Consider the following 26,201-nt stretch of genomic DNA (forward strand, 5'->3'; position numbering starts at 1 on the left):
GTGACCAACCTCGCTGCAGAGACAACGGCGCTGACCGAGGCCGAGCTGGCCGGCTGGGAGCGTGACGGCTACCACGTCGTCCGCGGCCTGTTCGGCCCCACGGAGGTGCGGGCGTGTGCCGAGCGTTTCGACGCCTTGGCCGCCGCCGCAGAACCGATCCCGGGCCACTGGCAGCCGTCGCTGGACAGCTCCGACGTGCTCGGCCGCTTTCCGCGGGTGATGCATCCGCACGAGTTCGACCCGGCCAGCATGGATCTGCTGCTCGATCCGCGGGTCCGCGCGGTCCTGCAGCAGCTGATGGGCGAGGACGTGATCGGCTGTCAGACGATGTTCTATTTCAAGCCGCCGGGCGCCCGCGGCCAGGCGTTCCACCAGGACAACTACTACCTGTTGGTGCAGCCGACCACCTGTGTCGCCGCCTGGCTGGCCGTGGACCGGTCCTACCCGGACAACGGCGGGCTACAGGTCTGCCCCGGGACCCAGAACATGGACCTCGAGTGCCCCGATCATGCCGATCTGAGCCAGAGCTTCGTGGACGAGTTCGTCGCCCCGCCGGCCGGGCACGAACCGGTCGGCCTCGACCTCGCCCCGGGTGACGTACTGTTCTTCACCGGCAGCGTGATCCACGGCTCGGCGCCCAACAGCACCGACTCCGACTGGCGCCGCTCCTTCATCAGCCACTATCTGCCGGTCAGTGCAACCCACATCGGTGGCTGGTACCTGCCGCACATGTACGACTTCGACGGCAACCCGGTGACGCGGGAGAGCACCGCCTGGGGTGGTCCCTGTGGCGACGAGGAAAGCGGAGTCCAGGGCACCTTCCACTGAGACGGACGAGGGTCCGGCTCAGCCCGTGCTCTGCTGGGCTTCGCCGGTGAAGCGGACGGGGTCATGCACGGCGTCGTTGAGGTCGACGTCGACCATGATGTGTCCCGCGTCCGCTGCCGGGATGGCGAACCCCAACTGGGCGGTGGCCTGCTCGCCCGCCTTGATCGGGCGGTGGAAGCCGGTCTGCAGCTCGCCGGTCTTGTCGACGACGACCCTGGCGGGTGTGCCGTCGGCGCCATAGCTGCAGGTGATGCGGGAGTCGGACGGGTCGTAGGAGTCCTTGGTCTGGTTGTTGAGCTGCACCACCACGACGACGATCTGGCCGTTGGTCGCCTCGGTGCCTTTGTCGGTGGGCTTGGCCTTGTCGACCAGGGTGAAGGCGATCTCGATCGACATCCCGTCGTCGAACTGGGCCACGTCGTCGAAGCCGAACTCCTCGGGTGCCTCGGTCTGCCGGCTCTGCCGGGAGGTGGGGGTCGGCGTCGGGGTGGGCGTGGCGCTCGGCGCCGATGTGCCGGCTGGCGATGAGGCGGAGCTGGTCGCGGTTGGAGCCGGGCTCTGGCTCCGCTGTCCGGCGCTGTCCCTGCCCGAACACGCGGCCGGCGCGCAGAGCAGCAGACAACTGAGGACGAAGGCCAGTCGCCGGTACATGAGGCCGAACCTACCCACATAGAGTGGACAGGTGAAACTCAAGACGTTCGTCACCGTTGCCGCCGTCGCCGGCGGGCTGGCCGTCATCGTACGGCGCCGAAACCGCAAGGCCCTGGCGGAAGCCGACCTGTGGTCGGAGGCCACCGACCGCGTGGCCAGCACGGGCTGACGCTGGTCGGCGACAGGTCGTGTTGTCGGCGGGTCAGCCGAGGACCAGGTTGAGAACGGCGAAGAACGCCATCGTGAGCCCGATGGTGGCTACTAGTCCGCCGTAGAAGCTGGCCAGCCCTCGGTTGGCCCTGATCTTGACGTAGTACGTCAGGAACCTCGGCTGTTTGCGGGTGGCGTCAATGACGATATAGATGCCGACCGCCGCGACCAGCAGGCCGGCGACCAGCAGGGCCTCATACATCAAAGGATCCTTTCTCACTCGACATCAACAGGAGCCGGATGGCCGGGCAGCAGATACGAGAGAGGGAGCCGGCGCCGTCCCTGGGCCGGCTGGTGTTCCTGGACGTGTTGCGGGTCGCGATCATTGCCATGGTGATCGCTCATCACGCCGCCCAGGCGTACGGTCCGACCGGTGGTACTTGGCCGCTGACCGACCGATCCACCAGTGACTGGTTCCGTCCCTTCTACACCGTCAACGCCGCGGTCGGTCTCGGTCTGCTGTTCCTGGTCGCCGGGTACTTCGTCCCCCGTTCGTACGACCGGAAGGGGCCTGGGCGGTTCCTCCGGGACCGCTGGATGCGTATCGGGGTGCCGCTGGCCTTCTTCGCCCTGGTGGTGCACGTGCCCGTCTTCTATCTGATCGAGTCGCAACCTCCGCTGGGTGAGTTCGTCCGTTCGCTGTATGCCGGCGGCTGGTTCGGCGTCTATCTCCACCTGTGGTTTCTCGGGCATCTCCTGCTGTACTCGGCTGTGTACGTGGCGTGGCGGCGAGTGTCCGACCGGGTCGACCGAGTTCCTCGGAGGTGGCGACCGCCCGGGCATCCGGCCATCCTGGTATTCGCGGTCGGACTGGCGGCGGTCACCTGGGTGGTCCGCTGGTGGTATTCGGTGGACGAATGGGTGCCGCTGTTCGGGGTGCTGGCCGCGGAAGTCGCGAAACTCCCGCAGTACGTGAGCCTGTTCGTGCTGGGCATCGCCGCGTACCGAGGCGATTGGTTTCGCCGGATACCGACCATGGTCGGCGCGATCTGGTTGGCCGTCGGCTTGCTGGCGACGTTGGTCATGGTGGCCGTGCAGGCATTCGGTCGCTGGGACGATGTCCTGGCCACGGGCGGCGTCGACGCTCGCTCCCTACTGCGGAGCACGCTGGAGGCGTTCATCTGCGCGGGCCTCAGCGTCGGACTGGTCGTGCTGTTCCGCCAGGTGTTCCATAAACCCAGTCGGCTGCTGGCCGCGTTGGCGACGGCCAGCTATGCGGCGTACATCCTGCATCTGTGGATCGTCATCGGACTGCAGGTCGCGATCGAGGGGCTTGAGTTGCCCGCGTTCGTCAAGTTCGGGGTGGTGACGGTGCTGGGCATCGTCCTGGCGTTCGGCATCGGGCATCTGTCGGGGAAGGTGCCCGGCGTCAGGTTATTGCTGGGGACCGGATCACCGAAGGTCGGAAAGGCCATGCGCTGAGCGACCGCTGACCACGACCTCAGTCTCGATGTCCTCCAGAATCCACCCTGCTCGGGGCGATTCCTCGGGATGTGTCCGTCGGGTAACGCTGTCGGGTCTTGTGCAGCTTCTGGTCGGCAGCCTCAATCAGGTCGACGTCCAGTGCATCGGCTAGGACCAGGAGATACGTGAACACATCCGCCAGCTCTTCAGCGACATGGCCACGAAGGGGCTCGTCTCGCGCCCGGCGGGCGGCCTCATGGGCTGGAAGCCATTGGAACAGTTCGCTGAGTTCTCCCACTTCACCAACCAGAGCGAGGATGACCGACTTCGGATCATGGAATCGGGACCAGTCCCGCTCCGCGATGAAGTCACGAATCTCATCCTGAAGCGAGTGGAAGTCGGACATGCGTCCAGCATGCCGTATAGCATTTGGTTGCGGCCCGACGGGCGCACCCGTCCGATACTGGTGCTCAATACGCCCCCACCCGCACGAGTTTCGTGCTGTGCTGGGGTCCCTCTGTTGACGTTGCGTTATTCCGCGAACTCGCTCGCGGGTTCTTTAGACTCGGTCGCGACACGTCTGTTTGAGCAGATGCTCTTTCAGACGGGGCGTCGGACAGCGCCTTCAGAAGTGCGATCGTGGGAGCGGAGTATCCCGGTGATCGCACGCGAGTTGATGGACGCGGGCCTCGGCAGTGTCGAGGTCATCCTTGAGTTTCAGCTTCCACTGACTTCGCAGCGGGCCGACGTACTCCTCGCGGGGCGCCATCCGGTCACGGGGCGGTCTTCGTACGTCATCATCGAACTTAAGCAGTGGACTTCGGCGCACTTGTGGGAAGGTGAGCAGGGCCTCGTCAGTGTCAACGGAATGCCGGGTGGCCCGAGGCTTCATCCGGTGCGCCAAGTGCGAGGCTACTGTGAGTACTTGGTCGACTTCACACGGTGTCTCTCTGGCGACGGGGAAGATGTCGCAGGTTGCGCTTATCTTCACAATGTTGTGAGCGACGATCAAATCAGCGACCTCTACTTGGTCCCCCCCGATCAATATGGCCGATTGTTCACGGCGGCGGACCGCGCGAGGCTTCACAGCTTCCTGCGAAGCCGGCTTGATCCACGCTACTCGGGTGCTCCTGCTGCCGACCAACTCTTGAATTCAGCAGTTGGCCCGTCCCGCCAGTTGCTGGCCGTGGCTGCAGACGAAGTCCAGAGGCGAGAGCATTTCGTACTTCAGAGCGATCAACAGCTTGCGGTGGACATCGTCAGGCACGAAGTGGCCCAGGCTCACAAAGCGGACAACAAGTCTGTGGTCATAGTGAAGGGTGGCCCAGGCAGCGGCAAGAGCGTGATTGCCTTGTCCCTATTGGGTGAGTTGGCAAGAGAGGGGCGCTCAGTCCTCCACGCAACCGGATCCCGGTCCTTCACTCAGACGTTACGCAAAGTGGCTGGCCATCGCACTCCGCGGGTGCAGAAACTCTTCAAGTACTTCAACTCATTCATGGAGGCGGACCGGAATGGACTCGACGTCCTCATCCTCGATGAGGCACATCGAATTCGTGAGACCTCCGTCAACCGATATACAAAAGCACAATTTCGCACCGGGCGACCGCAAGTCGACGAATTGATCGCCGCCGCCCGTGTTCCTGTCTTCCTTCTTGACGACAACCAGATCGTGCGACCTGGGGAAATGGGCTCAACAGCGTCAATCAGGGCATACGCCAAGAGTGAAGGATTGCGAGTCCACGAGGTCTCGCTCGGTGAGCAATATCGGTGTGGTGGCAGCCTGGCATACGTCGAGTGGGTCGAGCGCCTCCTCGGTTTGACTGCAGGTGCGCCGCAGCCATGGCAGCAGAATGACCGTTTCAACCTCCTTGTCGCTGACTCAGCCGAGGAGCTCGAGCACACGATCCGATTGCAGGCGGCCGACGGTGTTTACACGGCTCGCATGACGGCCGGGTATTGCTGGCCATGGAGCGACCCTCGACCGGATGGAACCCTCGTCCCGGATGTTCACGTCGGACGTTGGGCTAGGCCCTGGAATCTCAAGGGGGACCGACCGGTTGGAGGGGCTCCGCCGGCTGCGCTCTGGTCCATGGACCCGAATGGCATCAACCAGGTCGGCTGTGTGTACACCGCGCAGGGGTTCGAATACGACTGGAACGGGGTCATACTTGGCCCAGACCTGGTCTGGCGTGATGGCCGCTTCGTTAGTGTCCGGTCGGAGAACCGCGACCCTGATTTCCGCAATAAGGCCGCCGTTAGCGACGACCACTTCGACGCCTTGGTCCGGAATGTCTACAAAGTGCTGCTCACCCGCGGAATGGTCGGAACCGTCGTGTATTCCACGGATGCTCAAACGAGGTCCGCTTTGCGCAGATTGATTCTCGGCTAAGCACTTGGGTTATTGAATTCTGGGATCGTGGGGCATGCCGCGGCCAGGGCAGTGACCGCAGCGGCGTCCGGCAGGGCAGCCGTGAGGCATCGGCACCACGGTCGCGGTTTGGTTTCCACAGCCAGATGGCGACGCGTTGGCAACGCAGTTCTTGCGGCCACACGCGGGGCAATTCGAAACCATTGGATCGTGAACGTGGGCCACCGCAATCCCACTGTCAGACGTTGAGCGTGGATTGGGTCTGGGTGGAGGCAAGGGGACTCGAACCCCTAACCCCCTGCTTGCAAAGCAGGTGCGCTACCAATTGCGCCATGCCCCCATCGGCGTGAGCCGACGTCACACAATACGTCATTGGTTGGCTCCGGCACAAAAGGTCGGTGGTTGGGGTGGCCCTTCGACAAGCTCAGGGCACGGAGAGGGGCTCAGGGTGCACCCTTCGACAAGCTCAGGGCGCGTACCGGTCCACCCTTCGACGGGCTCAGGGCGCGGGTGCGGCCCTTCGACAAGCTCAGGGCGCGGAGAGAGGGGGGCTCAGGGCGCGTTTGAAAGGCGGGGGAGGGGCTGAAATGGCATCACCCTGGCCTCGCCACGTAACCTAGTCCTCATGTGGTCGCAGCGGGAAGTCATCGATTACGCGCTGCAGCGTCGGTCCACCCTGGAGGCGCTGCGGCGTCCTGGTCGCAATCTCGCACGGCTGGACGCCTGCGACGCGGACCCGATGCTGATCCGCGCAGCCAAGCATCACGGCGAGCCGACGGACGCCGTTTGCCCGGTCTGTGACTCGACTGAGCTGACCCTGCTGCATTACACCTTCGGCGACCAGCTCGGGCAATACTCCGGCCGGATCAAGCGGGTCGCCGAGCTGGAGCAGATGGCGCACGAGTTCGGCGAGTTCAAGGTGGTCGTCGTCGAGGTCTGCCCACCGTGCGGTTGGAACCACATGATCATGTCGTACCTGCTGGGTGACGGCGTCAAGCGGAAGCCTCCGCGCAGGCAACAGACAGTTGAGGACATTTATGGCTAAGCCCGACAGCACCACGTCACGAGGCGTGTCAGCGAAGGGTTCCAGACAGTCGGGCAAGAAGCGCAAAAAACCGGTGACGCGCGGCCGAAAGTGGGCCGGGCGGATCTTCAAGTCCGTCGCGATCCTGGCCGCGCTCTGCCTGGTGGCCGGCGCCGCCGTCGTCGTGATCGGCTACCGCACCACCAGCACTCCCGATGCCAACAAGGACTTCACGACCAACACCACCTTCGTCTACTACGGCGACGGCAAATCCCAGTTGGGCAGCTTCGCGATCCAGAACCGGCAGAGCATCCCGCTGAAGGAGATGCCGGACAGCATTAAGCAGGCGGTCGTCTCGGCCGAGAACCGGACCTTCTGGACCGATCCCGGCTTCTCCATCAGCGGGATGATCCGGGCCGCCTGGCGGATCGCCCGCGGTGGCACCCTGCAGGGCGGATCGACGATCACCCAGCAGTACATCAAGATCATGTACCTGAGCCAGGACCAGACGATCACCCGCAAGTTCAAGGAGCTGCTGATCGCGGCCAAGGTCGGTCGCACGGTCCCGAAGGAGAAGATCCTCGAGGACTACCTCAACACCATTTACTTCGGTCGTGGTGCCTACGGTGTCCAGGCGGCCAGCCAGGCCTACTTCGACATCGACGCCAAGGACCTGACCGTCCCGCAGGCCGCCGTACTGACCAGTGTGCTCAACAACCCGAGCTATTTCGACCCGGCCGTGGACGATGCGAACACCCCTCGCCTGCTCGAGCGCTACCGCTACGTGATCAACTCGATGGCCGAGACCAAGGCCATCACCCCGGCCGAGGCGCAGAAGTACGCCGAGAAACTGCCCAAGTTTCCCAAGGTCTCGATCAACGAGCGCTACGGCGGCTCCAAGGGCTTCCTGCTCAAGATGGTCGAGCGGGAGCTGATCAACGCCGGGCTCGACCAGGGCGAGATCAGCGGCGGCGGCCTGAAGGTGATCACCACCTTCGACAAGTCGTCGCAGAAGGCGGCCGAGAAGTCGGCGAAGAAATACACCAAGCAGGCGGCCAAGGCGGCCGGCAAGAAGTCCTCCAACCTGCACGCGGCGATCGCCTCGGTCGAGGTCGGCACCGGCGAGGTGCTGGCCCTCTACGGTGGCCCCGACTACATCAAGAACTCCCGCAACTGGGCCACTACCCCGCGACCGGCCGCCTCGACGTTCAAGGCGTTCGCCCTGGCCGCGGGACTCAAGAGCGGCTTCAGCCTGCTGTCCAGGTTCAACGGCAACACCTTCACGCCCCAGGGTGACGGGGTGCCGATCCGCAACGAGTTCTCCTACCAGTACGGCCCGGTCAACCTGATCAAGGCCACCTATGACTCGATCAACACCGCCTTCGTGGACATGACCACCCAGATGGACAACGGCCCGAAGAAGATCGTCAAGATGGCTCAGGCGTTGGGCGCGGTCCGGCCCAAGGGCGGTCCGGGCTGGGACGAGAACTCCCGCATCGCGCTCGGCTCGGCCGAGGTCAGCCCGCTCAACCAGGCCAACGCCTACGCCAGCCTCGCCAACGACGGCGTCACCGTCCCGGCGCACGTGGTCCGCGAGGTCCGCGACGCCAAGGGCCGGGTGATCTACAAGCCGAAGGTGGTCGAGAAGCGCGCCGTCAGCAAGGACATCTCCCGCGACGTCACCTTTGCCCTGTCCAATGTCGTCGAGCAGGGCACCGGCCGCAGCGTCCAGACGCTGAACCGCCCGGTGGCCGGCAAGACCGGCACCAACGGCGTCAACAACGACATCACCTCGGCCTGGTTCGTCGCCTACACCAAGCAGATCTCGACGGCGGTGATGTACGTCGCCGGCGACTCCGGCAACGAGGACCTGGACAAGTACGCCCGCCCCGGCGACAGCACGTTCTTCGGCGGTACCTATCCCGCCCTCACCTGGGTCGACTTCATGGCCAAGGCGACTGAGGGGATGCCGGTCAAGCAGTTCGACCCGCCGGCGTACGTGAACCGCGACAAGGTGGTCGTGCCCAAGCCGCAGCCCACCCGTACTCAGCAGACCCAGCCGACCACCCAAGCGCCGACCAAGACTGCGACCAGCACGCCGACCCAGACCAAGACGAGCCAGCCGACCACCCAGGCGCCGACCACCCAGGCGCCCACCACCCAGGCTCCCACCAAGGCACCGACAACGAAGACGACGGCGCCGCAGACCACGAGTGCCCCGACCACAACCACGAAGCCGAAGACGAAACAGACGACCTCCAACGCGCAGGGCAGCGGCTGATGCAGTCCGGCACCGATGCCCCGTCGGTGTCGGACGGCTTCGTCCGGACGGTGAGCCCGTTGCTGGGGGGGCCCATCGGACGACACGCAGCCGAGGGTCGGTCCTGGTGGAACCCGGGCAGGGTCGCGCTGCTGGTCGCGCTGCTGGTCTACCTGCTGGGCTTCCTGCAGAAGCTGCCGTGCCGGGTCGCCGGCGTCGACCAGTTCAAGTGGATGTGCTACACCGACATCCCGTTGCTCTACGTCGGCAGGGGACTGGCGCAGGGCAACACCCCCTACCTGGACACCGGCAACTACCCGGTACTGGAATACCCGGTGCTGACGGGGTACTTCCTGGAGTTCGAACGGCTGATCACCGTCGCCCTGGGTGCGCCCACCGGGATCGGCCTGAGTGAGGCATCGCAGAACGCCGCCGCCCTCACCTTCTTCTACGTCAATGCCGTGCTGCTGGCGGCGCTGCTCCTGATCACCGTCTGGGCCCAGGTCCGTACGGTCCCGCACCGCCCCTGGGACGCGATGATGCTGGCCGCGTCACCGTGTGTCGCGGCCACGGCCCTGATCAACTGGGACCTGCTGCCGGTGGCCCTGACCGCCCTCGGCTGCATGTTCTGGGCCCGCCGACAGCCGGCAGCAGCAGGCATCCTGCTCGGGCTGGGGATGGCCGCCAAGCTGTACCCGGCGCTGCTGCTCGGCCCTCTGCTGCTGCTCTGCCTGCGCAGTCGCCGGATGACCGCCTTCGCCTCGCTGCTCGGCGCCTTCGTGATCACCTGGGGCGTCACCAACCTCCCCGTCCTGCTGCTCGCGCCGCGGGAATGGATGAGCTTCTGGACCTTCAACTCCGACCGCAGTGGCGATCTCGGCTCGATCTGGTACGTCCTGTCGCTGGCCGGCCACCAGGTGCCTCAGCTCAACCTGGTCAACGCGCTGATCCTCATCGGCGGCTGCCTAGCGATCGGCCTGTTGATCATGTTCGCCCCGCGCCGCCCCCGGTTCGGTCCGGTCGCGTTCCTGGTGGTCGCTGTCTTCCTGATGACCAACAAGGTCTACTCGCCGCAGTACGTGCTGTGGCTGCTGCCGCTGCTGATCCTGGCACGACCCAAGTGGCGGGAATGGCTGATCTTCTCCGCCGGAGAGCTGATCTACTTCGGCGCCATCTGGTGGCACCTGGGCGGTCAGCTGACGCCGGGGGACAGCGGACCGGACAAGCTCTATTGGTTCAGTGTGCTGGTTCGGCTGGCTACCCAGGGCTGGGTCGCGGCCATCGTGGTCCGCGACATCCTCCGGCCCGAGCACGACATCGTCCGCGCCCCGGGCATCGACGACCCGACCGGCGGCGTACTCGACCGCACCGAGGACGCTGCCTGGCTGCTGCGGTTGCGCGCTCGAGTGACAGTATGAGCGCCCGGGTGCGGCGGCGTACCTCCGATCCCCGGTCCGGCCGGATGGTGGCCCAGGCCTGGCTGGCCAGCCGTGGGCTGATCGTGCTGATGGCGCTGCTCCTGGCGCTGCTCAGGCACGCGGACCCGTTCGAGCTGGCCAATCACTGGGACGCCCTGCACTACGGCGCCCTGGCCGAGAAGGGCTACCTCGACGACCCGAAGCGGATGGCCTTCTTCCCCGGCCTGCCGGCGCTGCTCGCGCTGGGCCTCTGGCTGAAGGTCCCCTACGTCGTGACCGGGGTGATGCTGGCCCTGGTCGGGTCGGCGTTGGCCGCCGCCGCGCTGAACCGGCTGGCCGGACCGTGGGGCGCGATCGCCTGGCTGTTCGCTCCCACCGCGGTGTTCACCACCGTCCCGTACACCGAGTCGCTGTTCTGCGCCGCAGCGTTCTGGGCCTGGGAACGGGCCCACGCGGGTCGCTGGCTGCCCGCCGTGGTGCTGACGGCACTGGCCTGCACCCTCCGCGTCTCCGGCCTGTTCCTGATCGGGGCGCTGTTCGTGATGATCCTCACGACGCCGCGAACCAGCTGGTCGGCCCGGCTCCGACGGTCCGCGCTGCTGCTGATCCCGGCGGCGGTGCTGTTCGGCTACATCGGCTACCTGTACAGCCTCACCGGCAGCTGGACCGCCTGGTTCACCGCCCAGTCCACCGGCTGGGTCCGGGGGTTCACCTGGCCGTGGGACTCGTTCGCCCACACCATTCCGGCCATGCAGATCGACATGTACCCTGACCGGCCCGAGGTGCACTGGGTCTTCCGCGGCGAGATGGTCTCGATGGCTCTCGGGCTGGTGGTGACCCTCTGGTGCCTGACCCGACGGATGTGGGCCGAGGCGAGCTGGGTCGGGGTCCAGGTGCTCGCGTTCTCGCTGTCCTACTGGTTCTTCTCGGTCAACCGGGCGATCCTGCTGTGGTTCCCGCTCTGGATGATGCTGGCGCAGTGGGGGACCTGGCAGCCGCGCTGGCGGTGGCTCCGGGTCACCCACCGGGTCGTGGTCGTGCTGCTGTTCGCCGCCAGTATCGGCCTGATGCTGGTGTGGTGCTGGCTGTTCTTCACCCAACGTTGGGCCAGCTGACCGTTGCGGATGCCACCCGGGCCCGAGCTGGTCCGTCGGCGGTCTCCCTAGAATGGCGGTGTGCGCGCCACCTGGATCCAGCTCGAGGGCCTCGTCAACCTCCGCGACGTCGGCGGCATGCCGACCACCGACGGTGACCGGATCGCCTCCGGTCGGCTGCTGCGGTCGGACAACCTGCAGGCTCTGACCGAGGCCGACATCGAGCAGCTGCGCTCGATCGGCCTCACCGATGTCATCGACCTGCGCAGCAACTATGAGGTCATCTCCGAAGGACCGGGTCCGATGACCCAGCAGGACGACGTACGGATCCACCACCACTCGCTGTTCAGGGAGAAGGCCGCCGGCATCGGCGAACCCAAGCCCGACACCGCACCCGAGGTGCTGCCGGCGGAGGCGCTGCCGTGGGTCGACCTGAGACCGAGCGTGCAGGTCGACAACGTCTTCGCCTCGCACTACCTGTCCTATCTGGTCGACCGGCCGGACTCGATCGTGGCCGCGCTCCGCAGCATCAGCGGTGCCACCGGTGCCGCCCTGGTCCACTGTGCCGCGGGAAAGGACCGAACCGGGACGGTGGTCGCCTTGGCCCTCAGCGTCGCCGGTGCCGACCCGGAGGCCGTGGTCGCCGACTATGCGGCCAGCTCGGAGCGCATCGAGGCGATCGTCGACCGGCTGATGGCCACCAGAACCTATGCCGACAACCTGCGGGACCGACCGCTCTCGTCGCACATCACCCATCCGGAGACCATGGCCGCTTTCCTCGAGTACGTGGACACCGAGTACGGCGGTGTGATCGCGTTGCTCGAGCGGCTCGGCTGGACCGACGAGGACACCGAGCAGCTGCACACGAAGCTCCGAGGCTGAGATGACGACCGGGGGGATGCCCAACTGGGGTGGGCCGAGCAGCTGCCCCAACTGCCAGCTGCCGCTGGGCGCAGGGTTCGTGAGCTGCCCGCGGTGTGGTTACCCTCTCGGCGGCCAGCCTGGGTATGGGCCGCAGGGCCCTTCGACGGGCTCAGGGTACGGACCGCAGGGCCCTTCGACAGGCTCAGGGTACGAGCCGGGTTATGGGCAGCAGGGCCCTTCGACAAGCGCAGGGTACGAGCCGGGATATGGGCCGCAGGGGCCTTCGACGGGCTCAGGCTACGGACCTGGGTATGGGCCGCAAGGCCCTTCGACAGGCTCAGGGTACGGGCCGTACGGCCCTTCGACAGGCTCAGGGTACGGGCCGGGCGAGGTGTTGGAGTATGGGCCGCAGCCGAACCGGGGCAGGCGGACCCTTGCCATCGCGTTGTCGGTGTGCGGAGCGGCTCTGGTGCTGGGAGTGGGCGTCGCCCTGATCCTGAACGCAACCGGCCTGGTGGGTCTGCCGCGCGTGCACCCTCAACCCGGGGTCTCCACCTCGGCCCCCTCCCTCCCTGGTCCATCCCAGAACCCAACGGCCTCTGCCGACGGCTCGGCCAGCCCGACCGCCGACAAGTCGAGTCCCGCAGCCCCCGCGTCCTCACTCACCCCGGCGCCGCCGGACTTCCCCGCCGTGTTCGCGCTGGTGCGCAGCGGGGTGGTGCGGGTCCTGGCCTCCACCTGCGACGGCACTGGTGTCGGGACCGGCTTCCTGGTCGGCGACCGTACCGTCGTCACCTCGCTGCAGTCGGTCAGCCAGGCGGTCGCAACGGTAGTGGTCACTTCGTCCGGCCCGGTCGTCGCCCGGGTCACGTCGACCGACCAGACGCACGGGGTGGCGGTGCTGACGCTGGATGACAGCGTCAGCGGCTACCACTTCACGGTCAAGGCGGCCCAGCCGAAGGTGGGTGAGGCCGTCGGCGTCGTAGGGCTGCCGAGCAGAAGGCGGGCCGCCGACCTGTCGGTCACCACGGTGTCGAGCGTGGACGAGTCCGCGGCGACGAGCAGCCGGCGCTACAGCGGGCTGGCTCGGGTCACCGGTTCGGCCGACCCCGGGCTCGGCGGCGCACCCGTGGTGGACGGTGACGGTGCCGTGATCGGCATGATCTTCGCCCATCCCGAGGTGAAGGGCAGGGTGCTGATGCCCGGCGGGGCGATCCGCAAGTCGATCACCGCGCCGAGCGGAGCCAAGGCCAAGACGGGGCACTGCAGGCACCCGAAGGGCGATCCGCGACAGACGGTGATCACCGGCGGGTCCGGTCGGCTGACCCGGCTGCTGCAGGCCTACTTCGGCGGTCTCAACGACGCCGACTACCAGCAGGCGTACAACCAGCTCGGGCCGAAGATCACCCGCACCGGGTCGCTGAAAGACTTCGAACCGGGCTGGGTGTCCAGCTATGACTTCAATATCGTCGTCCGGTCGAGCTCCAGCGGTAGGGCATGGGTCACCTTCGACTCGATCTTCGCCCAGGGACGCGGACCCAAGGGCACCACGACGTGTGCCCGCTGGTCGCTCGACTACACGTTGACCAGCAGCAACGGGCGGCTGCTGATCAACGGCGCCAACAAGCACGCCGGCGCGGCCGACTTCTTCACGCCCTGCTGACCGTCACTCGGTGACGATGTGGTCGACCGTCGCCGTGGTGAGCCGCAACTCCACCGGTAGCTCGTCTCCCACCAGCGGCGGCGTCTCCTTGCGCGGCAGGAACAGCAGGCTGGACTGCATGTGTGGCGGCTCGAGGAACCACCGTTTGGAGCCGTTCACCGTGTACGGGGAGAGGGCGAGGCCGGCTGCCTCCAGCGAGCCGGTGGCGAACGCGATCACGCGCTGCCTGACATTGCTGGCGGAGGTGGGAGCCTCCAGGCCGATGCCGTGAGACGTGCCCCCGGCCACGACGATGATCCATCCATCCGCAGGGACGACCCGCTGCCGGTAGCCGGCACGCTCCCCTCGCTTAATCCGGTGCACGTCCAGCACAGTGGCGGTGGTCGAGCGGGTCCGCTCGTCGCCCAGCCAGAGCCGGGTGCCGACCCGCAACCGGAACGGGACCGGGTCCCCGTTGGCACCGCCGAGCTGGCGAGCCAACGCCATCGCCTCCTCGGGCGGCAGGTGGGACAGCCACAACGGTCCCGCCGAGGCCTGCAACGCAGTCCGGGCGAGCCGTTCGGCCTCGACATAGCGACCGGCGGCGAGCAGCGGGAGATGGATCGTCCAACCCTCGAACTGAACCTTCCCCAGCAGCGAGACGACCTGAGCCAGGTCCTCGGCCGGGATGCCGTGCCGCCGCATCGACGTCAGCACCTCGACCAGCACCCGGGGCGGGTTGGCGTCCGTGGCCAACGCGGCGAGGTCTTCCAGCCGCGAGACCGTGGTGATGATCCGTGGGTCGCTGGCCAGCTCGGTCGCCAGCACGTTGTCGGGTCGCCACGGTGTCAGGACGACGATGTCGCCTGGGAAGACGTCGCGTACGGCGGCGACCTCGTCGGCGGTACCGACCGCGATCGTGTCGACCCCGAGGGCGGCCGACTCCTCGGCCAGCCGGCGCAGCCCATAGCCGTAGCCGTTGCCCTTGGCCACCGGCACCAGGCCCGGGGTTGCGCCGAGCACCGTCTGCAGATGCTCACGCCAACGGGTCTGGTCGAGTCGAAGAGATACCCCAGTCACGAGCGTTAGGTTACCCGCGGCGCCGCATGTACAGGTCGAACGCCTTGTACAGCGGGCGGTTCAGGGCCAGGTCCCACTCGCCCAGATATTCGACCGCCTCGCCGCCGGTGCCGACCTTGAACTGGATCAGACCGAGGTGCGGGTCGTTCTCCGCCAGACCCTCGGTGATGCCGCGCAGGTCGTAGACGGCGCCGCCAGCGGCCAGCGTGTCCTTGATCATCTGCCATTGCACGGCGTTCGATCCGCGCACCTCGCGCTTATGGCTGGAGCTGGCTCCGTGGAAATACCAGGTGTGGTCGCCGACCTTGACCCAGGTGGTCGCCGCCACCAGAGCGCCCTCGTGGTGGGCCAGGTAGAGCCGGATCCGGTCGTCGTCCTCGGCCAGCAGCGCCGCGAACATCGCCTGGAAATAGCTCAGCGGGCGCGGTGAGAAGTGGTCCCGCTCGGCCGTCTCGAGATAGAGCCGATGGAAGGCGGCCAGGTCGTCGGTGGTGCCCTTGCTGACGGTCACGCCCAGCTTGGCCGCCTTCTTGATGTTGCGCCGCCAGAGCTGGTTCATGCCCTTGAGCAGGTCGTCCTCGGTGCGGCCGGCCACCGGGAGCTGAAAGACGAAGCGAGGCTGCCCGTTGCCCAGCCCGTCGTCCTGCTGCGGCGGCCGCCAACCCAGCGTGCGCATCTGGTTGCGGGCCCAACTGGCCCTGCTGTTGAACGTGTCGGGAGTGGCATCGGTCAGCCTTGTCACGTCCGGGTCGGCGATGGCGGCCTTGATGGTGTCTGCCTGCCAGCGACGGAGCACGACCGGCGGGCCGATCCGGACGCCGAAGGCGCCGGCCGACTTCAGGTGTCTCGCCAGCGGGTTCAGCCAGGCGCCGAGGTCCTCGGCCTCCCAGTCGATGACCGGGCCCTCCGGCAGGTAGGCGAGGAAGCGCTTGATCCGGGGCAGCTGGCGGTAGAGCACCAGCCCCGCCCCGACGAGGGTGCCGTCGCTGTCGAACCAGCCGACCGACTCGTTGCGCCACTCGCTCTTGACCCGTCCCCAGGCAGGCGTCTGCAGGAAGCTCACCCAATCCCGTCCCTTGATGAAGTCGAGGTGCTCGGCTGCGGTGATCGTGCGGATGGATAGGGCCACGCGCCGAATCTATCGGCTTCCCGGTCTGGTTTCATGTTGAGCAACTGCCCGCGTACGGTGGCGGCGCGGCCCGCGCCTCGCGGTCTCGAGGTGCCGAGCACAAGGAGGTTCGCCCTGTTCAGCCTGGATCCGACCTCGACGGTCCCCCCGTACGAGCAGTTGCGGCAGCAGGTGGCGCGGCAGATCGGCAGCGGGGAGCTGACGGCGGGGTCCCTGTTGCCGACCGTACGACAGCTGGCAGCCGACCTCGGGCTCGCGCCCAACACCGTCGCCCGCAGCTACAAGCAGCTCGAAGCCGACGGCCTGGTGATCACCCGCGGCCGGCGGGGCACGGTGGTGGCTGGTCTCGGGGAGGTCACCGCCGCCGCCCGCGACGCGGCCGTCGACTTCGTCACCCAGATGCGCGTGCTCGGTCTCTCTCGGGATCAGACGCTGCGGCTGCTGGCGTCGGTGTACGACGGCGCACCCGAGTGATTCGCATCTTCGCGCACCTTGGTCGAACCTCACCCAGGGTCGACCCTATGCGAGGCCCATCAAACTGTGCGACGTACGGCTCAGTGCGCGGATAGCCCTTCGGCAGGCTCATGGCGCGGAGCGGGGGCGGGCTCCGCCGAGGGCGGCAGGATCTTGCCGGGGTTGAGGTTCTGGCCCGGGTCGATCGCGTTCAGCACGCCCTTGATCAGGTGCACGCCGGGAGCGGAGATGTCCTGTTCCAGCCAGGCCGCGTGCTCGGTGCCGACGGCATGGTGGTGCGACAGAGTGCCGCCGTTGTCCACGAACGCCTGCTGGATCGCACTCTTCACCACGTCGTAGTCGGCCAGCGGATCGATCCCCTCGTGCCGGAAGGCGAAGGTGAAGTACAGGCAGGCACCCGAGTGGTAGGAGTGCGAAAGGTGGCACATCACCCAGCCCTTGACGCCGATCTTGTCGTAAGCCTTGTTCGCCGCCGTGACGGCGTTGTCATACACCTGCTGCAGCTTCGACCACGGTGCCGCCGTCTCGGAGACATCGGCCATCGCGCCGCGGTCCAGCAGGAAGTCACGGATGTAAGGGGTGTCGAACTTCTTCTGGTCATAGAGCTGGCCAGGACCCTTGCCCACCACGATGCCGCCGTTGCGGGTGACGATCTCCTTGACCAGGCTCTTCTGCCTGCTCACGTGGGACTTGCCGCCCTCGAAGCCGATGAACGACAGGCAGACCTGTTCGAGGTCCCAGCCCTTGCGCTCGAGGACCTTCATCAAACCCTTGGAGACCAGCGACGAAAGCCCCTTGCTCTTCTTCCGGGTGGCGAACGAGAACGCCGTCTCGCGGGCGTCCGACACCCGGGTGATCGACGGCGTCGCATCGCTCACCGAGATCTCGTGCATCGCCTTCAGCCCGGCTTCCCAGTTCGGGAAGAAGTAGCCGAGCACCAGCCGCTGCTCGGGGATGCGGTGCACCTGGACGGTCACCTCGGTGATCACACCCAGTCGGCCCTCGCTGCCCAGGATCATCTCCCGGACGCTGGGCCCGGTCGACGTGCTGGGCAGTGGGCGGATGACCAGGGTCTCGCCCGGCATGGCCACCCGCAGGCCCTTGACGATGTCGGCAATGTCCCCGTACTTGTCGGACTGCATGCCCGATGAGCGGGTGGCGACCCAGCCGCCCAGAGTGCTGTGGGTGAAGCTGTCCGGGAAGTGGCCCAGGGTCCAGCCACGGCTGCCGAGCTGCTCCTCGATGTCCGGGCCGAGCGTCCCGGCCTGGATCCGGGCCAGGCCCGACTCCTCATCGATCTCGATCAGCCGGTTCAGCCGGCCAAGGTCGACCGAGACGACGACCCGGCTCTCGGCGGGCCGTGGCTCGAGGCTGCCGGAGATGTTGCTGCCGCCTCCGAACGGGATCAGCACGGCGTCCGCCGCGACCACCCGGTTGACGATCGCCTGCACCTCGTCCTCGTCCAGCGGGTAGACCACCACGTCGGGGATGCGGGGAATGTCGCCGTTGCGCAGCCGGACCAGGTCGCGCAGGCTCTTGCCGTAGGTGTGGATGATCCGTTCCATCGGGTCGGTGTGGGTGTGCTCGGCGCCCACCACCTCGCTCAGCTGGGACAGCAGGTCCTCATCGGCCCGGCTGTCCGGGATGGACAGGTCGTCAAACGCCAGCGGCGGCTTCGGCGGCTGATGAAGATCGAGGTCGACGGCCTTCAGCACGAACGGAGCCAGGTTGGGCTTGTCCTCGTGGTGGAAGCTGACCCCCTCGACACCCCAGCCCCACCACTTCATGTGCTTGACGCTCGTCATCTGCCCCTCATCTCCTGCATTGGTCGTGCCGGCCTGGCCCGGTGGTCGCGTGGTGTCACAGCGCCGTCTGCTGCTGCTCACGGTAGGCCATGCCGTAGTCGACCAGGCCGTTGACCTCTTTGGCGATCCGGTCGGAGAACTCCGCGGCCGTCTCGTCGGCCTCCGCGACCAGCGGGTCACCGAACACCAGGTAGATCGGCGGGCGTCCCCGACGCGGCCAGCGGCTGTCACGCGGCATCGCCTCGGTCGCCCCGACGATGGCGGTCGGCAGGCACGGCACGCCCCGGCTGATGCAGAGGGCGGCGGCGCCCGGCTTGAAGGGAGCGATCTGGCCGTCGCGGGACCGGGTGCCCTCCGGGAAGAGGAGCAGCGGTACGCCCTCGTCCAGCAGCCCGGTCGCCACTCCGGTCTTGCCGCGCAGACCGGTCCGGTCCACCGGGAAGGCGTTGAAGAACAGCGCAGTCAGGCCCTTGCGCCACCAGACGTCGAAGAAGTAGTCGGCCGCGGCGCCCGCGGCGACGTAACGCGCCAGACGCCGTGGCAGCCCGCCGAGGATGATGGGGGCGTCGAGATGGCTGGAGTGGTTGGACACGAGGACGAACGGCGCCGACAGTGTCGCCAGCCGCTCCCGGCCCAGCACGGTGATGCTGGCCAGCGACCAGACCAGTGGCTTGAGCATCATCCGCTGAGCCACGAATCGCACCCCGGCGTGCACTGGAGACGTGTAGCGGCTTCTTCGTTCCATTGCCACAGACTATTCCGAGCCGGCCGGTTCACGCCTGTCGGCGCTCCAGCGGCGGTGGGAGAAGGGTGTCGTCAGCTCAGCGGCGGCTGGAGGTCAGCCTGCGCGACACGGCTCGGATCGCCCCGCGCGGAGCATGCCTGGCCAAGGTCATCAGCACCTTGTAGCGATTGCTCGGGATGGAGATCACCTTGCCGCGGGCGGCGTCGCGCAGGCAGTCGGCGACCAGCTGGTCGGCGTCCAGCCACAGCTGGCGGGGGATCGAGCCGGCGTTAATGCCGGCCCGCTGGTGAAACTCGGTCTCCACCCAGCCCGGGCAGAGCGCGGTCACCGTGACACCCGTACCGGCGAGCTCGACCGCGAGGCTCTCGGAGTAGGCCGTCACCCAGGCCTTGATGGCCGAGTAGCTGCCCATCGCGACGAACCCGGCGGTGCTGGACACGTTGATGATGGTGCCCTTGCCGCGCTCCCGCATCGTCCTTCCGGCCGCCGCACCCAGGATCAGGACCGCCCGGCACATCACATCCATGGCGTGCTCGTGGGCCGACGTGTCCTCGTCGGTCAGCCTGCTGTGCACCCCGAAGCCCGCGTTGTTGACCAGCAGGTCGACCGGGCGGGCCGCGTCGGTCAGGCGAGCGACCACCCGGTCGACGTCCTCCCGGTTCGCCAGGTCGGCGGCGAGGGTCTCTACCTGCACCGCGTACCGCTCCGAGAGCTCGGCCGCCATGGCCGCGAGGCGTTCGGTGTTGCGGGCGACGAGTACGAGGTTGGTCCCCCGAGCAGCGAGCGCACGCGCGAACGCGGCGCCGATCCCGGACGTGCCGCCGGTCACCAGAGCAGTTGCCATGGGTTCAGGGTGCCATGCCGAGGGGTGGTGCCGTGCGTGCCCTTCGACAGGCTCAGGGCGCGGAGTTGGGCTCAGGGCGCGGAGTTGGGCTCAGGGCGCGGAGTCAGGCTCAGGGCGCGGGGCGAAGGCGGCGGCATCGCGGGCGATGGCCAGTTCTTCGTTGGTGGGGATCACCAGCACGGAGGTGCTGGCGCCTGCGGGGGAGATGGTCCGGGGCCCGGAGGCGCGCTGCTGGTTGAGCTCCGGGTCGATGGTGATGCCGAGGCGGTCCAGCCCGTCGATCGCCGCTGCCCGGACCTCGGGGGAGTTCTGGCCGACGCCTGCGGTGAAGGCCAGCATCTCCACCGAGCCGAGGACCGCCAGGTAGCCGCCGACGTAGAGCTTGATCCGATGTACGTAGATGTCGAAGGCGAGTCGGGCCGCCTCATCACCGGCGGTGCAGAGCTCCTGCAGCTCGCGGAAGTCGTTCACCCCGGCCAGGCCCTTCAGCCCGGACTCCTTGTTGAGCAGCTGGTCGATCTCGGCCATCGACATGCCCTTCGCGTACAGGTAGGCGTGCAGGCCCGGGTCGACGTCTCCCGACCGGGTGCCCATCACCAGCCCCTGCAGCGGGGTCAGGCCCATAGAGGTCTCCACCGCCCGGCCGGCCCTGATCGCTGAGGCCGAGCAGCCGTTGCCCAGATGCAGCACGATCTGGGTCAGGTCGGCGGCCGCCGGGTCCCTGCCGAGAAGGCGGGCAGCGGATTCGGAGACGAAGCGGTGCGAGGTGCCGTGGAAGCCATACCTGCGGATGTGGTGCTTGGCCGCCAGCTCGGGTGGGATGGCATACGTCGCAGCTGCGGCCGGCAAACCGGCGAAGAAGGCGGTGTCGAAGACGGCGACGTGGGGGACGTCCGGCAGCAGTCGGCGGGCGGCGGCGATGCCGGCCAGGGCGGGAGGGTTGTGCAGTGGTGCGAGCGGCACCAGCTCTTCGATCTTCGCGATCACCCGGTCGTCGATGACCACCGGCTCGGCGAAGGTGGCGCCGCCGTGGACGACCCGGTGACCGACCGCGATGATGCCGGCGTCTTCCAGCTGGGGCCCGTGCTCGTCGAACATCTGCCGGGCGTCGGTCAACGCCTGGTCGTGGTTTTCGACGGTCCGCTCGACGCTGAACTCCTCGTCTCCGGCATGGTGGGTGAGACGCCCCGACGACTCACCGATCCGCTCCACCAGGCCCCAGGCGAGCACCGCGCCGGTGGTCGGCGTGGTCAGCTGATATTTGAGCGACGACGAACCGGAGTTGATGACCAGTACGGTGCCGGCCCGCTCCACCATCACTCGAGACCCTGGGCCTGGATAGCGGTGATCGCGACCGTGTTGACGATGTCCTCCACCAGGGCTCCTCGGGACAGGTCGTTGACCGGTTTGCGCAGGCCCTGCAGGATCGGGCCGACAGCCACCGCCCCGGCGCTCCGCTGGACCGCCTTGTAGGTGTTGTTGCCGGTGTTCAGGTCCGGGAAGATGAACACCGTCGCCCGGCCGGCGACCGGTGAGTCCGGCAGCTTCGCCTTGGCCACGCCGGGATCCACGGCGGCGTCGTACTGGATCGGTCCCTCCAGCAGCAGGTCCGGCTCCCGCTCGGCCACCAGCTTGGTCGCCTCCCTGACCTTCTCCACATCGGCCCCTGAGCCGGACGCCCCGGTGGAGTAGGACAGCATCGCTACGCGAGGCTCGATGGTGAACTGCCGGGCGGTGGCGGCCGACGAGATGGCGATGTCGGCCAGCTGCTCGGCGGTCGGGTCCGGGATCACGGCGCAGTCGCCGTACACGAGGACCCGGTCGGCCAGGCACATCAGGAACACGCTGGAGACGGTGTCGACACCCTCGGCGGTCTTGATGAACTCCAGCGCCGGCCGGATGGTGTGGGCGGTGGTATTGGCGGCGCCGGAGACCATCCCGTCGGCCATCCCCAGGTGGACCATCATGGTGCCGAAGTAGGAGATGTCGCGGACCGTCTGGCGCGCCTTCTCGATGGTCATGCCCTTGTGGGCGCGCAACCTCGCGTACTCCGCGGCGAACCGCTCGACCAGCTCCGGATCGTTGTTGGAGACGATGTCGGCCTCGTCGAGGTCGAGCCCGAGAGCCGAGGCCCGAGCCCGAACCTTGTTCTCGTCGCCGATCAGGGTGAGGTCGGCAACGCCGCGACGGAGCAGGATCGAGGCCGCTTGCAGGATCCGGTCGTCGTGGCTCTCCGGCAGCACGATGTGCTTGCGGTCGGCGCGGGCCCGCTCCATCAGCTGATACTCGAACATCAGCGGCGTGCGGACCTCTGAGGCGGACACGTCGATGGCGGCGAGCAGCGCCTCCTGGTCGACCTGCTCGCTGAAGAGCCGGCGGGCCGTCTCGATCTTGTTGGGGGAGTGCTTGGTCAGCGGGCCCCGCAGCCGGGACAACCGCTCGGCGGTGGCGAAGGTGTCCAGCGTGGTCGACACCACCGGAAGGTTCTGGTCGATGCCCTCCGACAGCCGGCGGATGGAGTCCGGAATCGGGTAGCCGCCGGTGAGGACGAGGCCGGCCAGCGAGGGGAAGGTGCCGGACTGATGGGCCAGCACCAGACCCGGGATCAGGTCGGTGCGGTCGCTCGGCGAGATGACCGTCGCCTCGGGGGTCAGCCGGTCGAGCACATTGGGCAGGCTCATCGCCGCCACCACGATGCCCAGGGACTCCCGGTCCATCCACCGTTCGCTGCCCTGCACCAGGATGCCGCCGACCGCAGCCGCCTGCTGCCGGAAGGTGGCCGCCGACAGCACCCGGCTCTCCGGGATCGCCGCCACCACGACCCCGAAGCACTGCAGGGTCTGGCTGACCGCTGCCATCGACTCGTGGTCGACGCGGTTGGCGATCACCGCGACCGTCTGGGCATGGTGCGCCTGGAGCTCGGTCCAGGCGGTCTCGACGGCGACCCGGACGTCCTCGGGCGTCCGGTTGCGGCCGTGCACCACCAAGACCACCGGGGAGCCGAGGTTGGCCGCGATCTGCGCGTTCATGGAGAGCTCGGTGCCGGTCGAGACGTCGGTGTAGTCCGATCCCACCACCACGACCACGTCGAACCGGTCGCTGATGGCGCCGAACCGGCGAACGATCTCGGTCATCGCCTCCTCGGCATCGGCATGGGCGGCGTCATAACTGACCCCGAGCGCCTCCTCGTAGGTCTGCTCAATGCCGGGCTGGCTGACCAGCAGGTCGACGATCCAGTCGACCTCCTGGGTCGAGTTGGTGATCGGCCGAAAGACACCGACCGAGCCCACCTCGCGCAGCAGCGCGTCGAGCAGCCCGAGCGCGACAGCGGACTTCCCGGTCTGTCCCTCGGGGGACGCTACGTAGACACTGCGGGTCACATCAGGAGGTTAGCCGTTCCCGGCCCTGAATTCCCGGATGTCGATTGGCCCCAACGCCCCAGCTCACGCTCCGCGGGCGGTGCCGGCGGTCGACGAGATCCACGTTTTCAGGGTCAGAGTGCCGGCTCCAGGGACCCGATGACCTGACTCTCGGCGTTCAGCAGGACGATGCTGCGCCAACGGTCGAACGCGCCGCAGGGATGCGAGATGCCCAGGCTGAGGACGTCACCCGGCGAGATGACGGTGTCTGGGGGGACGGCGATCCAGGCATGCTGGTCCCAGAGCTTCTGCACCTGCCAGCCGGGCAGCGGCCGTAGCCGGTCCTGCTCGTCGTAGTGTCCGAGCACGATCGGCAGCCGATCGTCGAACGGGACGTCGCGGCGGCCGAAGCCGGCGATCACGAGCCCCGGTTCAGGGCGGGACCAGACCGAGGCGAGCAGCTCCAGCGCCGGCCGGAGGTGCGGCCCATCGGGGGTCTGCCGCCCGTCCAGCGGGGAGGTGCGGTGGTAGAGGCCGTGGTCGTGGCTGACGTAGCAGCCGCTGCGCAGCACGGTGCTCACGTTGAAGTCGAACGAGTCCGGGCCCAACTGTTCGACCACGACGTCGAAGTAGGAGCTGCCGCCCGCGCTGACGATCGGCACCTCGGTGTCGAACAGACCTGCCTCGGTCAGCTCGACGGTGGCATCGTGGACGAAGGTGAGGAAGTCGGGCAGGTCCGCAGGGATCGACTCGCCCTCGCCGAGCCGCAGCACGCCTTCGAAGGCGGCCGTCCCGACCAGGCTCAGCTGGGCCGAGTGCGCCACCCGTTCGGCGACCGCGCGGGCCTGCTCGCGGCTCCGTACGCCGGTACGTCCACCGTCCACCCCCAGCTCGAGCAGCACCGGCAGGGTCCGCGGCGGAGAGAGCAGATCCAGGGTGCGCTCGAGCAGGTCGACGCCGTCGAGACTCTCGACATAGCAGAGGAACTCTCCGGCGGTTCCGCTGAGGAACTGGTCACTCACCCAGCGGATGGCTCGCTCGTCGACGAGCACGTTCGCCAGCAGGATCCGCTGCACGCCGAAGCCGACCAGTGCTCGGGCCTGACGCGGGGTGGCGACGGTCATCCCCCACGCTCCCGCCTGCAGCTGCTGCTCGATCAGCGGCCGGCACATCGTGGTCTTGGCGTGTGGCGCGAGCAGCACCCCGGCGGCGGCGCAGTAGTCGGCCATCGTGGTGATGTTGTGATCGAGCGCGTCGGCGTGGGCCACCAACAGCGGCAGATCGAAGTCGCTGGTGAGCGTCAGGGTCATGGCCCGACTGTTGCAGGTGAGGATGTCTGATAGCCCTCGGGGGTGGCCGACAGCGTCCCGCCGCGGATGGTGCGGCGGATGAAGACCACTGCGATCACGGCCAAGGTGACGAAGACGACCTCATGCCAGATGCCGGGCAGGAAGCGCTGGGCCGTCAGCAGCACCACATCGAGGGCGGCATGCAGGCCGATGGCGACCCAGAGGAAGTAGGTGCCTTTGCGAAACGCCATTACGACGAGCAGCGAGAACGCCACCGAACAGATGATCGCCGGCACCCGGTCCAGACCGGTCAGCAGGAACAGCCAGGGGCTGGCCGAAAGGGTCTGCTCTGCCACCCCAGGGCCGAGCCGCTGCGGCGCCAGCAGGATGACGCCCATCCCCCAGGCGAACTGCACCCCGATCACGATCGCCTCGGCACCACCGAAGCCGACGCCGGCCGCGACGCCGGCCCAGTCGTTGCGGCGGAACTGCAGCGCCGGCGCGAACCTGAAGCTGGCATACCGGGCCAGTTCCTGACAGATGGAGTAGGCGACCGTGCCCAGCAGCAGGATGACGGTGCTGCGACCGAAGTTGGCCGGGATCAGCCCCCGGGTCAGCGGCGCCGTGATGATCATGTTGATGATGAAGAAGCTCGCCGCGGCCAGCGGCACCGTCAGGGGGAGGCTGTGACGTCGGCAGATGACGACGGCGGCGATGATCGGAAGGGCGATCATCAGCAGCATCTCGACCGAGAATGCTGCGGCGACGGCTGTCGTCATGGGCTGGTCCTTTTGCTGAGCGGCGGGGCGACCTGGTGAGGGCATGCCCGCAGGGGCAGGCCCTCAATGGCCATGGTCGGAACTATGACAAATACTCCCCCCGGCAGCAAGGCGCCCGGCGGCGCTGCCTCAGCGGTCGATGCGCTCGCGTAGCCAGGCGATGTCGGCACCCTGGCCTTCGGCGCCGCCGGGGGTCTCGACCACGACCGGTACGGCCGCGGTGCGCACCACCTCCACCAGCCCCTCCGGCTCCAGGCTGCCTTCGCCGAGGTTCGCGTGCCGGTCGGCGCCGGAGTCGAACGCGTCCCGGCTGTCGTTGGCGTGGATCAGGTCGATCCGGCCGGTGATGGCCTTCACCCGCTCCACCAGACCGACCAGCTCCTCACCACCGGCGAACGCGTGGCAGGTGTCCAGGCAGAACCCGACGGTGTCGCCGCCGGAGGCAGCGGTGACCGCCTCCCAGAGCTGCTCGATCCGTTCCAGCCGCCGGGCCATCGCGTTGGTGCCGCCGGCGGTGTTCTCGATCAGCAGCGGCACCGGCATCTCCAGGCCGTCGATGCACTTGCGCCAGTTGTCGAAGCCCTTGGCGGGGTCGTCGTCCTTCAGTACGTGTCCGCCGTGCACGATCACCCCGGCTGCGCCGACCTCTGCGGCTGCCGTCACGGTCTGCTGCAGCAGCTTGCGGCTGGGGATCCGGATCCGGTTGTTGGTGGTGGCCACGTTGATGACGTACGGCGAGTGCACGTAGAGCGTGACACCGGCCGCTTCGGCCGCCGCCTTGAGGGCCGCGGCGCCGCCCGGGTAGGCCACCACCGGGCCCTTCCAGCCCTGCGGGTCGCCCAGGAAGAACTGCGACAGCGTCGCCTGCCTGGCTGCCGCCTCCGCAACCGGGTCCTCCTGGTCGACATGCGCACCGATCACGAGCGAAGTCATA

At 67.7% G+C, this 26,201-nt stretch carries 24 protein-coding genes and 1 tRNA gene; 11 read left to right on the forward strand and 14 right to left on the reverse strand.

Features of this window, described 5'->3' with window-relative positions; all coding sequences use genetic code 11:
* Window positions 1–828, forward strand: a complete 828-nt coding sequence (locus JOE57_RS09540) for a phytanoyl-CoA dioxygenase family protein (RefSeq protein ID WP_204917471.1) — start codon at window positions 1–3, stop codon at window positions 826–828.
* 18 nt (window positions 829–846) lie between these two features.
* Here JOE57_RS09540 and JOE57_RS09545 read toward each other — a convergent pair whose 3' ends face one another.
* Window positions 847–1,479 carry a hypothetical protein gene (locus JOE57_RS09545; protein WP_204917472.1) on the reverse strand — a complete coding sequence of 211 codons (633 nt, stop codon included), beginning with the start codon at window positions 1,477–1,479 and terminating at the stop codon, window positions 847–849.
* A 31-nt stretch (window positions 1,480–1,510) separates the two neighbouring features.
* Here JOE57_RS09545 and JOE57_RS09550 point away from each other — a divergent pair, with 31 nt between their 5' ends.
* Window positions 1,511–1,648, forward strand: a complete 138-nt coding sequence (locus JOE57_RS09550) for a DLW-39 family protein (RefSeq protein WP_204917473.1) — start codon at window positions 1,511–1,513, stop codon at window positions 1,646–1,648.
* 33 nt (window positions 1,649–1,681) lie between these two features.
* On the opposite strand, the gene JOE57_RS09555 is transcribed toward JOE57_RS09550, so the two are convergent.
* On the reverse strand, window positions 1,682–1,891 hold the full coding sequence (locus JOE57_RS09555; RefSeq protein ID WP_204917474.1) for a hypothetical protein: 210 nt from the start codon (window positions 1,889–1,891) through the stop codon (window positions 1,682–1,684).
* Window positions 1,892–1,929: 38 nt separating this feature from the next.
* On the opposite strand from JOE57_RS09555, the gene JOE57_RS09560 reads away from it, so the two are divergent.
* Window positions 1,930–3,111, forward strand: a complete 1,182-nt coding sequence (locus JOE57_RS09560; protein ID WP_204917475.1) for an acyltransferase family protein — start codon at window positions 1,930–1,932, stop codon at window positions 3,109–3,111.
* 19 nt (window positions 3,112–3,130) lie between these two features.
* On the opposite strand, the gene JOE57_RS09565 is transcribed toward JOE57_RS09560, so the two are convergent.
* Entirely contained in the window at window positions 3,131–3,499 is a 369-nt protein-coding gene (locus tag JOE57_RS09565) for a nucleotide pyrophosphohydrolase (protein ID WP_239578907.1), read from the reverse strand.
* 252 nt (window positions 3,500–3,751) lie between these two features.
* Here JOE57_RS09565 and JOE57_RS09570 point away from each other — a divergent pair, with 252 nt between their 5' ends.
* Window positions 3,752–5,482: a DNA/RNA helicase domain-containing protein gene (locus tag JOE57_RS09570; protein ID WP_338041241.1), complete on the forward strand. Its 1,731-nt coding sequence runs from the start codon at window positions 3,752–3,754 to the stop codon at window positions 5,480–5,482.
* Window positions 5,483–5,728: 246 nt separating this feature from the next.
* Here the strand turns inward: JOE57_RS09570 and JOE57_RS09575 are convergent.
* Window positions 5,729–5,801: transfer RNA gene (locus tag JOE57_RS09575), tRNA-Ala, on the reverse strand.
* A 285-nt stretch (window positions 5,802–6,086) separates the two neighbouring features.
* Here JOE57_RS09575 and JOE57_RS09580 point away from each other — a divergent pair.
* The 6 genes from JOE57_RS09580 (at window position 6,087) to JOE57_RS09605 (ending at window position 13,784) form a co-directional block, all read left to right on the forward strand.
* A complete protein-coding gene (locus JOE57_RS09580) occupies window positions 6,087–6,506 on the forward strand; it encodes a DUF5318 family protein (protein WP_204917476.1) in 420 nt (139 codons plus the stop codon).
* A complete protein-coding gene (locus tag JOE57_RS09585) occupies window positions 6,499–8,766 on the forward strand; it encodes a transglycosylase domain-containing protein (protein ID WP_204917477.1) in 2,268 nt (755 codons plus the stop codon). Before JOE57_RS09580 ends, JOE57_RS09585 begins: the two co-directional genes overlap by 8 nt.
* On the forward strand, window positions 8,766–10,163 hold the full coding sequence (locus tag JOE57_RS09590; RefSeq protein WP_204917478.1) for a glycosyltransferase family 87 protein: 1,398 nt from the start codon (window positions 8,766–8,768) through the stop codon (window positions 10,161–10,163). The genes JOE57_RS09585 and JOE57_RS09590 overlap by 1 nt, the downstream gene beginning before the upstream one ends.
* Window positions 10,160–11,278 carry a hypothetical protein gene (locus JOE57_RS09595; RefSeq protein WP_204917479.1) on the forward strand — a complete coding sequence of 373 codons (1,119 nt, stop codon included), beginning with the start codon at window positions 10,160–10,162 and terminating at the stop codon, window positions 11,276–11,278. Before JOE57_RS09590 ends, JOE57_RS09595 begins: the two co-directional genes overlap by 4 nt.
* Before the next feature lie 60 nt (window positions 11,279–11,338).
* Window positions 11,339–12,139, forward strand: a complete 801-nt coding sequence (locus JOE57_RS09600; RefSeq protein WP_204917480.1) for a tyrosine-protein phosphatase — start codon at window positions 11,339–11,341, stop codon at window positions 12,137–12,139.
* A gap of 373 nt (window positions 12,140–12,512) precedes the next feature.
* Entirely contained in the window at window positions 12,513–13,784 is a 1,272-nt protein-coding gene (locus JOE57_RS09605; protein ID WP_204917481.1) for a trypsin-like peptidase domain-containing protein, read from the forward strand.
* A 3-nt stretch (window positions 13,785–13,787) separates the two neighbouring features.
* Here JOE57_RS09605 and JOE57_RS09610 read toward each other — a convergent pair whose 3' ends face one another.
* Window positions 13,788–14,843: an alanine racemase gene (locus tag JOE57_RS09610; protein ID WP_204917482.1), complete on the reverse strand. Its 1,056-nt coding sequence runs from the start codon at window positions 14,841–14,843 to the stop codon at window positions 13,788–13,790.
* A gap of 10 nt (window positions 14,844–14,853) precedes the next feature.
* Complete coding sequence (locus JOE57_RS09615) at window positions 14,854–15,972, reverse strand: peptidoglycan bridge formation glycyltransferase FemA/FemB family protein (RefSeq protein WP_204917483.1); 1,119 nt, start codon at window positions 15,970–15,972, stop codon at window positions 14,854–14,856.
* Between the two features lie 33 nt (window positions 15,973–16,005).
* On the opposite strand from JOE57_RS09615, the gene JOE57_RS09620 reads away from it, so the two are divergent.
* The gene (locus tag JOE57_RS09620) at window positions 16,006–16,446 is read left to right on the forward strand and encodes a GntR family transcriptional regulator (protein WP_204917484.1); all 441 of its coding nucleotides are present in this window, start codon (window positions 16,006–16,008) and stop codon (window positions 16,444–16,446) included.
* A gap of 80 nt (window positions 16,447–16,526) precedes the next feature.
* Here JOE57_RS09620 and JOE57_RS09625 read toward each other — a convergent pair whose 3' ends face one another.
* The 8 genes from JOE57_RS09625 to JOE57_RS09660 all read right to left on the reverse strand — a co-directional run bounded on the left by JOE57_RS09625 (window position 16,527) and on the right by JOE57_RS09660 (window position 26,200).
* On the reverse strand, window positions 16,527–18,251 hold the full coding sequence (locus JOE57_RS09625; RefSeq protein ID WP_204917486.1) for an FAD-binding oxidoreductase: 1,725 nt from the start codon (window positions 18,249–18,251) through the stop codon (window positions 16,527–16,529).
* Between the two features lie 55 nt (window positions 18,252–18,306).
* Window positions 18,307–18,996 carry a lysophospholipid acyltransferase family protein gene (locus JOE57_RS09630; RefSeq protein WP_204917487.1) on the reverse strand — a complete coding sequence of 230 codons (690 nt, stop codon included), beginning with the start codon at window positions 18,994–18,996 and terminating at the stop codon, window positions 18,307–18,309.
* A gap of 76 nt (window positions 18,997–19,072) precedes the next feature.
* Entirely contained in the window at window positions 19,073–19,840 is a 768-nt protein-coding gene (locus tag JOE57_RS09635; RefSeq protein ID WP_204917488.1) for an SDR family NAD(P)-dependent oxidoreductase, read from the reverse strand.
* Window positions 19,841–19,930: 90 nt separating this feature from the next.
* Window positions 19,931–21,157 (reverse strand): acetate/propionate family kinase, encoded by a 1,227-nt coding sequence (locus JOE57_RS09640; RefSeq protein ID WP_204917489.1) that lies wholly within the window; start codon window positions 21,155–21,157, stop codon window positions 19,931–19,933.
* Complete coding sequence (pta, locus tag JOE57_RS09645; RefSeq protein ID WP_204917490.1) at window positions 21,157–23,220, reverse strand: phosphate acetyltransferase; 2,064 nt, start codon at window positions 23,218–23,220, stop codon at window positions 21,157–21,159. Before pta ends, JOE57_RS09640 begins: the two co-directional genes overlap by 1 nt.
* A gap of 113 nt (window positions 23,221–23,333) precedes the next feature.
* The gene (locus JOE57_RS09650; RefSeq protein WP_204917491.1) at window positions 23,334–24,509 is read right to left on the reverse strand and encodes an alanine racemase; all 1,176 of its coding nucleotides are present in this window, start codon (window positions 24,507–24,509) and stop codon (window positions 23,334–23,336) included.
* Window positions 24,506–25,267 carry a YhfC family glutamic-type intramembrane protease gene (locus JOE57_RS09655; RefSeq protein WP_204917492.1) on the reverse strand — a complete coding sequence of 254 codons (762 nt, stop codon included), beginning with the start codon at window positions 25,265–25,267 and terminating at the stop codon, window positions 24,506–24,508. Before JOE57_RS09655 ends, JOE57_RS09650 begins: the two co-directional genes overlap by 4 nt.
* Before the next feature lie 129 nt (window positions 25,268–25,396).
* Entirely contained in the window at window positions 25,397–26,200 is an 804-nt protein-coding gene (locus tag JOE57_RS09660; RefSeq protein WP_204917494.1) for a deoxyribonuclease IV, read from the reverse strand.
* Between the last annotated feature and the right edge of the window lies 1 nt (window position 26,201).

The organism is Microlunatus panaciterrae, assembly GCF_016907535.1.
Taxonomy (GTDB): domain Bacteria; phylum Actinomycetota; class Actinomycetes; order Propionibacteriales; family Propionibacteriaceae; genus Microlunatus; species Microlunatus panaciterrae.

Excerpts from the sequence above, each read along its gene's own strand:
- JOE57_RS09545 (WP_204917472.1), bottom strand. The coding sequence starts at position 1,479 with ATGTACCGGCGACTGGCCTTCGTCCTCAGTTGTCTGCTGCTCTGCGCG.
- JOE57_RS09555 (WP_204917474.1), bottom strand. The coding sequence starts at position 1,891 with ATGTATGAGGCCCTGCTGGTCGCCGGCCTGCTGGTCGCGGCGGTCGGC.
- JOE57_RS09560 (WP_204917475.1), top strand. The coding sequence starts at position 1,930 with ATGGCCGGGCAGCAGATACGAGAGAGGGAGCCGGCGCCGTCCCTGGGC.
- JOE57_RS09565 (WP_239578907.1), bottom strand. The coding sequence starts at position 3,499 with ATGTCCGACTTCCACTCGCTTCAGGATGAGATTCGTGACTTCATCGCG.
- JOE57_RS09580 (WP_204917476.1), top strand. The coding sequence starts at position 6,087 with ATGTGGTCGCAGCGGGAAGTCATCGATTACGCGCTGCAGCGTCGGTCC.
- JOE57_RS09585 (WP_204917477.1), top strand. The coding sequence starts at position 6,499 with ATGGCTAAGCCCGACAGCACCACGTCACGAGGCGTGTCAGCGAAGGGT.
- JOE57_RS09590 (WP_204917478.1), top strand. The coding sequence starts at position 8,766 with ATGCAGTCCGGCACCGATGCCCCGTCGGTGTCGGACGGCTTCGTCCGG.
- JOE57_RS09595 (WP_204917479.1), top strand. The coding sequence starts at position 10,160 with ATGAGCGCCCGGGTGCGGCGGCGTACCTCCGATCCCCGGTCCGGCCGG.
- JOE57_RS09620 (WP_204917484.1), top strand. The coding sequence starts at position 16,006 with ATGTTGAGCAACTGCCCGCGTACGGTGGCGGCGCGGCCCGCGCCTCGC.
- JOE57_RS09625 (WP_204917486.1), bottom strand. The coding sequence starts at position 18,251 with ATGACGAGCGTCAAGCACATGAAGTGGTGGGGCTGGGGTGTCGAGGGG.
- JOE57_RS09630 (WP_204917487.1), bottom strand. The coding sequence starts at position 18,996 with ATGGAACGAAGAAGCCGCTACACGTCTCCAGTGCACGCCGGGGTGCGA.
- JOE57_RS09635 (WP_204917488.1), bottom strand. The coding sequence starts at position 19,840 with ATGGCAACTGCTCTGGTGACCGGCGGCACGTCCGGGATCGGCGCCGCG.
- JOE57_RS09640 (WP_204917489.1), bottom strand. The coding sequence starts at position 21,157 with ATGGTGGAGCGGGCCGGCACCGTACTGGTCATCAACTCCGGTTCGTCG.
- JOE57_RS09650 (WP_204917491.1), bottom strand. The coding sequence starts at position 24,509 with ATGACCCTGACGCTCACCAGCGACTTCGATCTGCCGCTGTTGGTGGCC.
- JOE57_RS09655 (WP_204917492.1), bottom strand. The coding sequence starts at position 25,267 with ATGACGACAGCCGTCGCCGCAGCATTCTCGGTCGAGATGCTGCTGATG.
- JOE57_RS09660 (WP_204917494.1), bottom strand. The coding sequence starts at position 26,200 with ATGACTTCGCTCGTGATCGGTGCGCATGTCGACCAGGAGGACCCGGTT.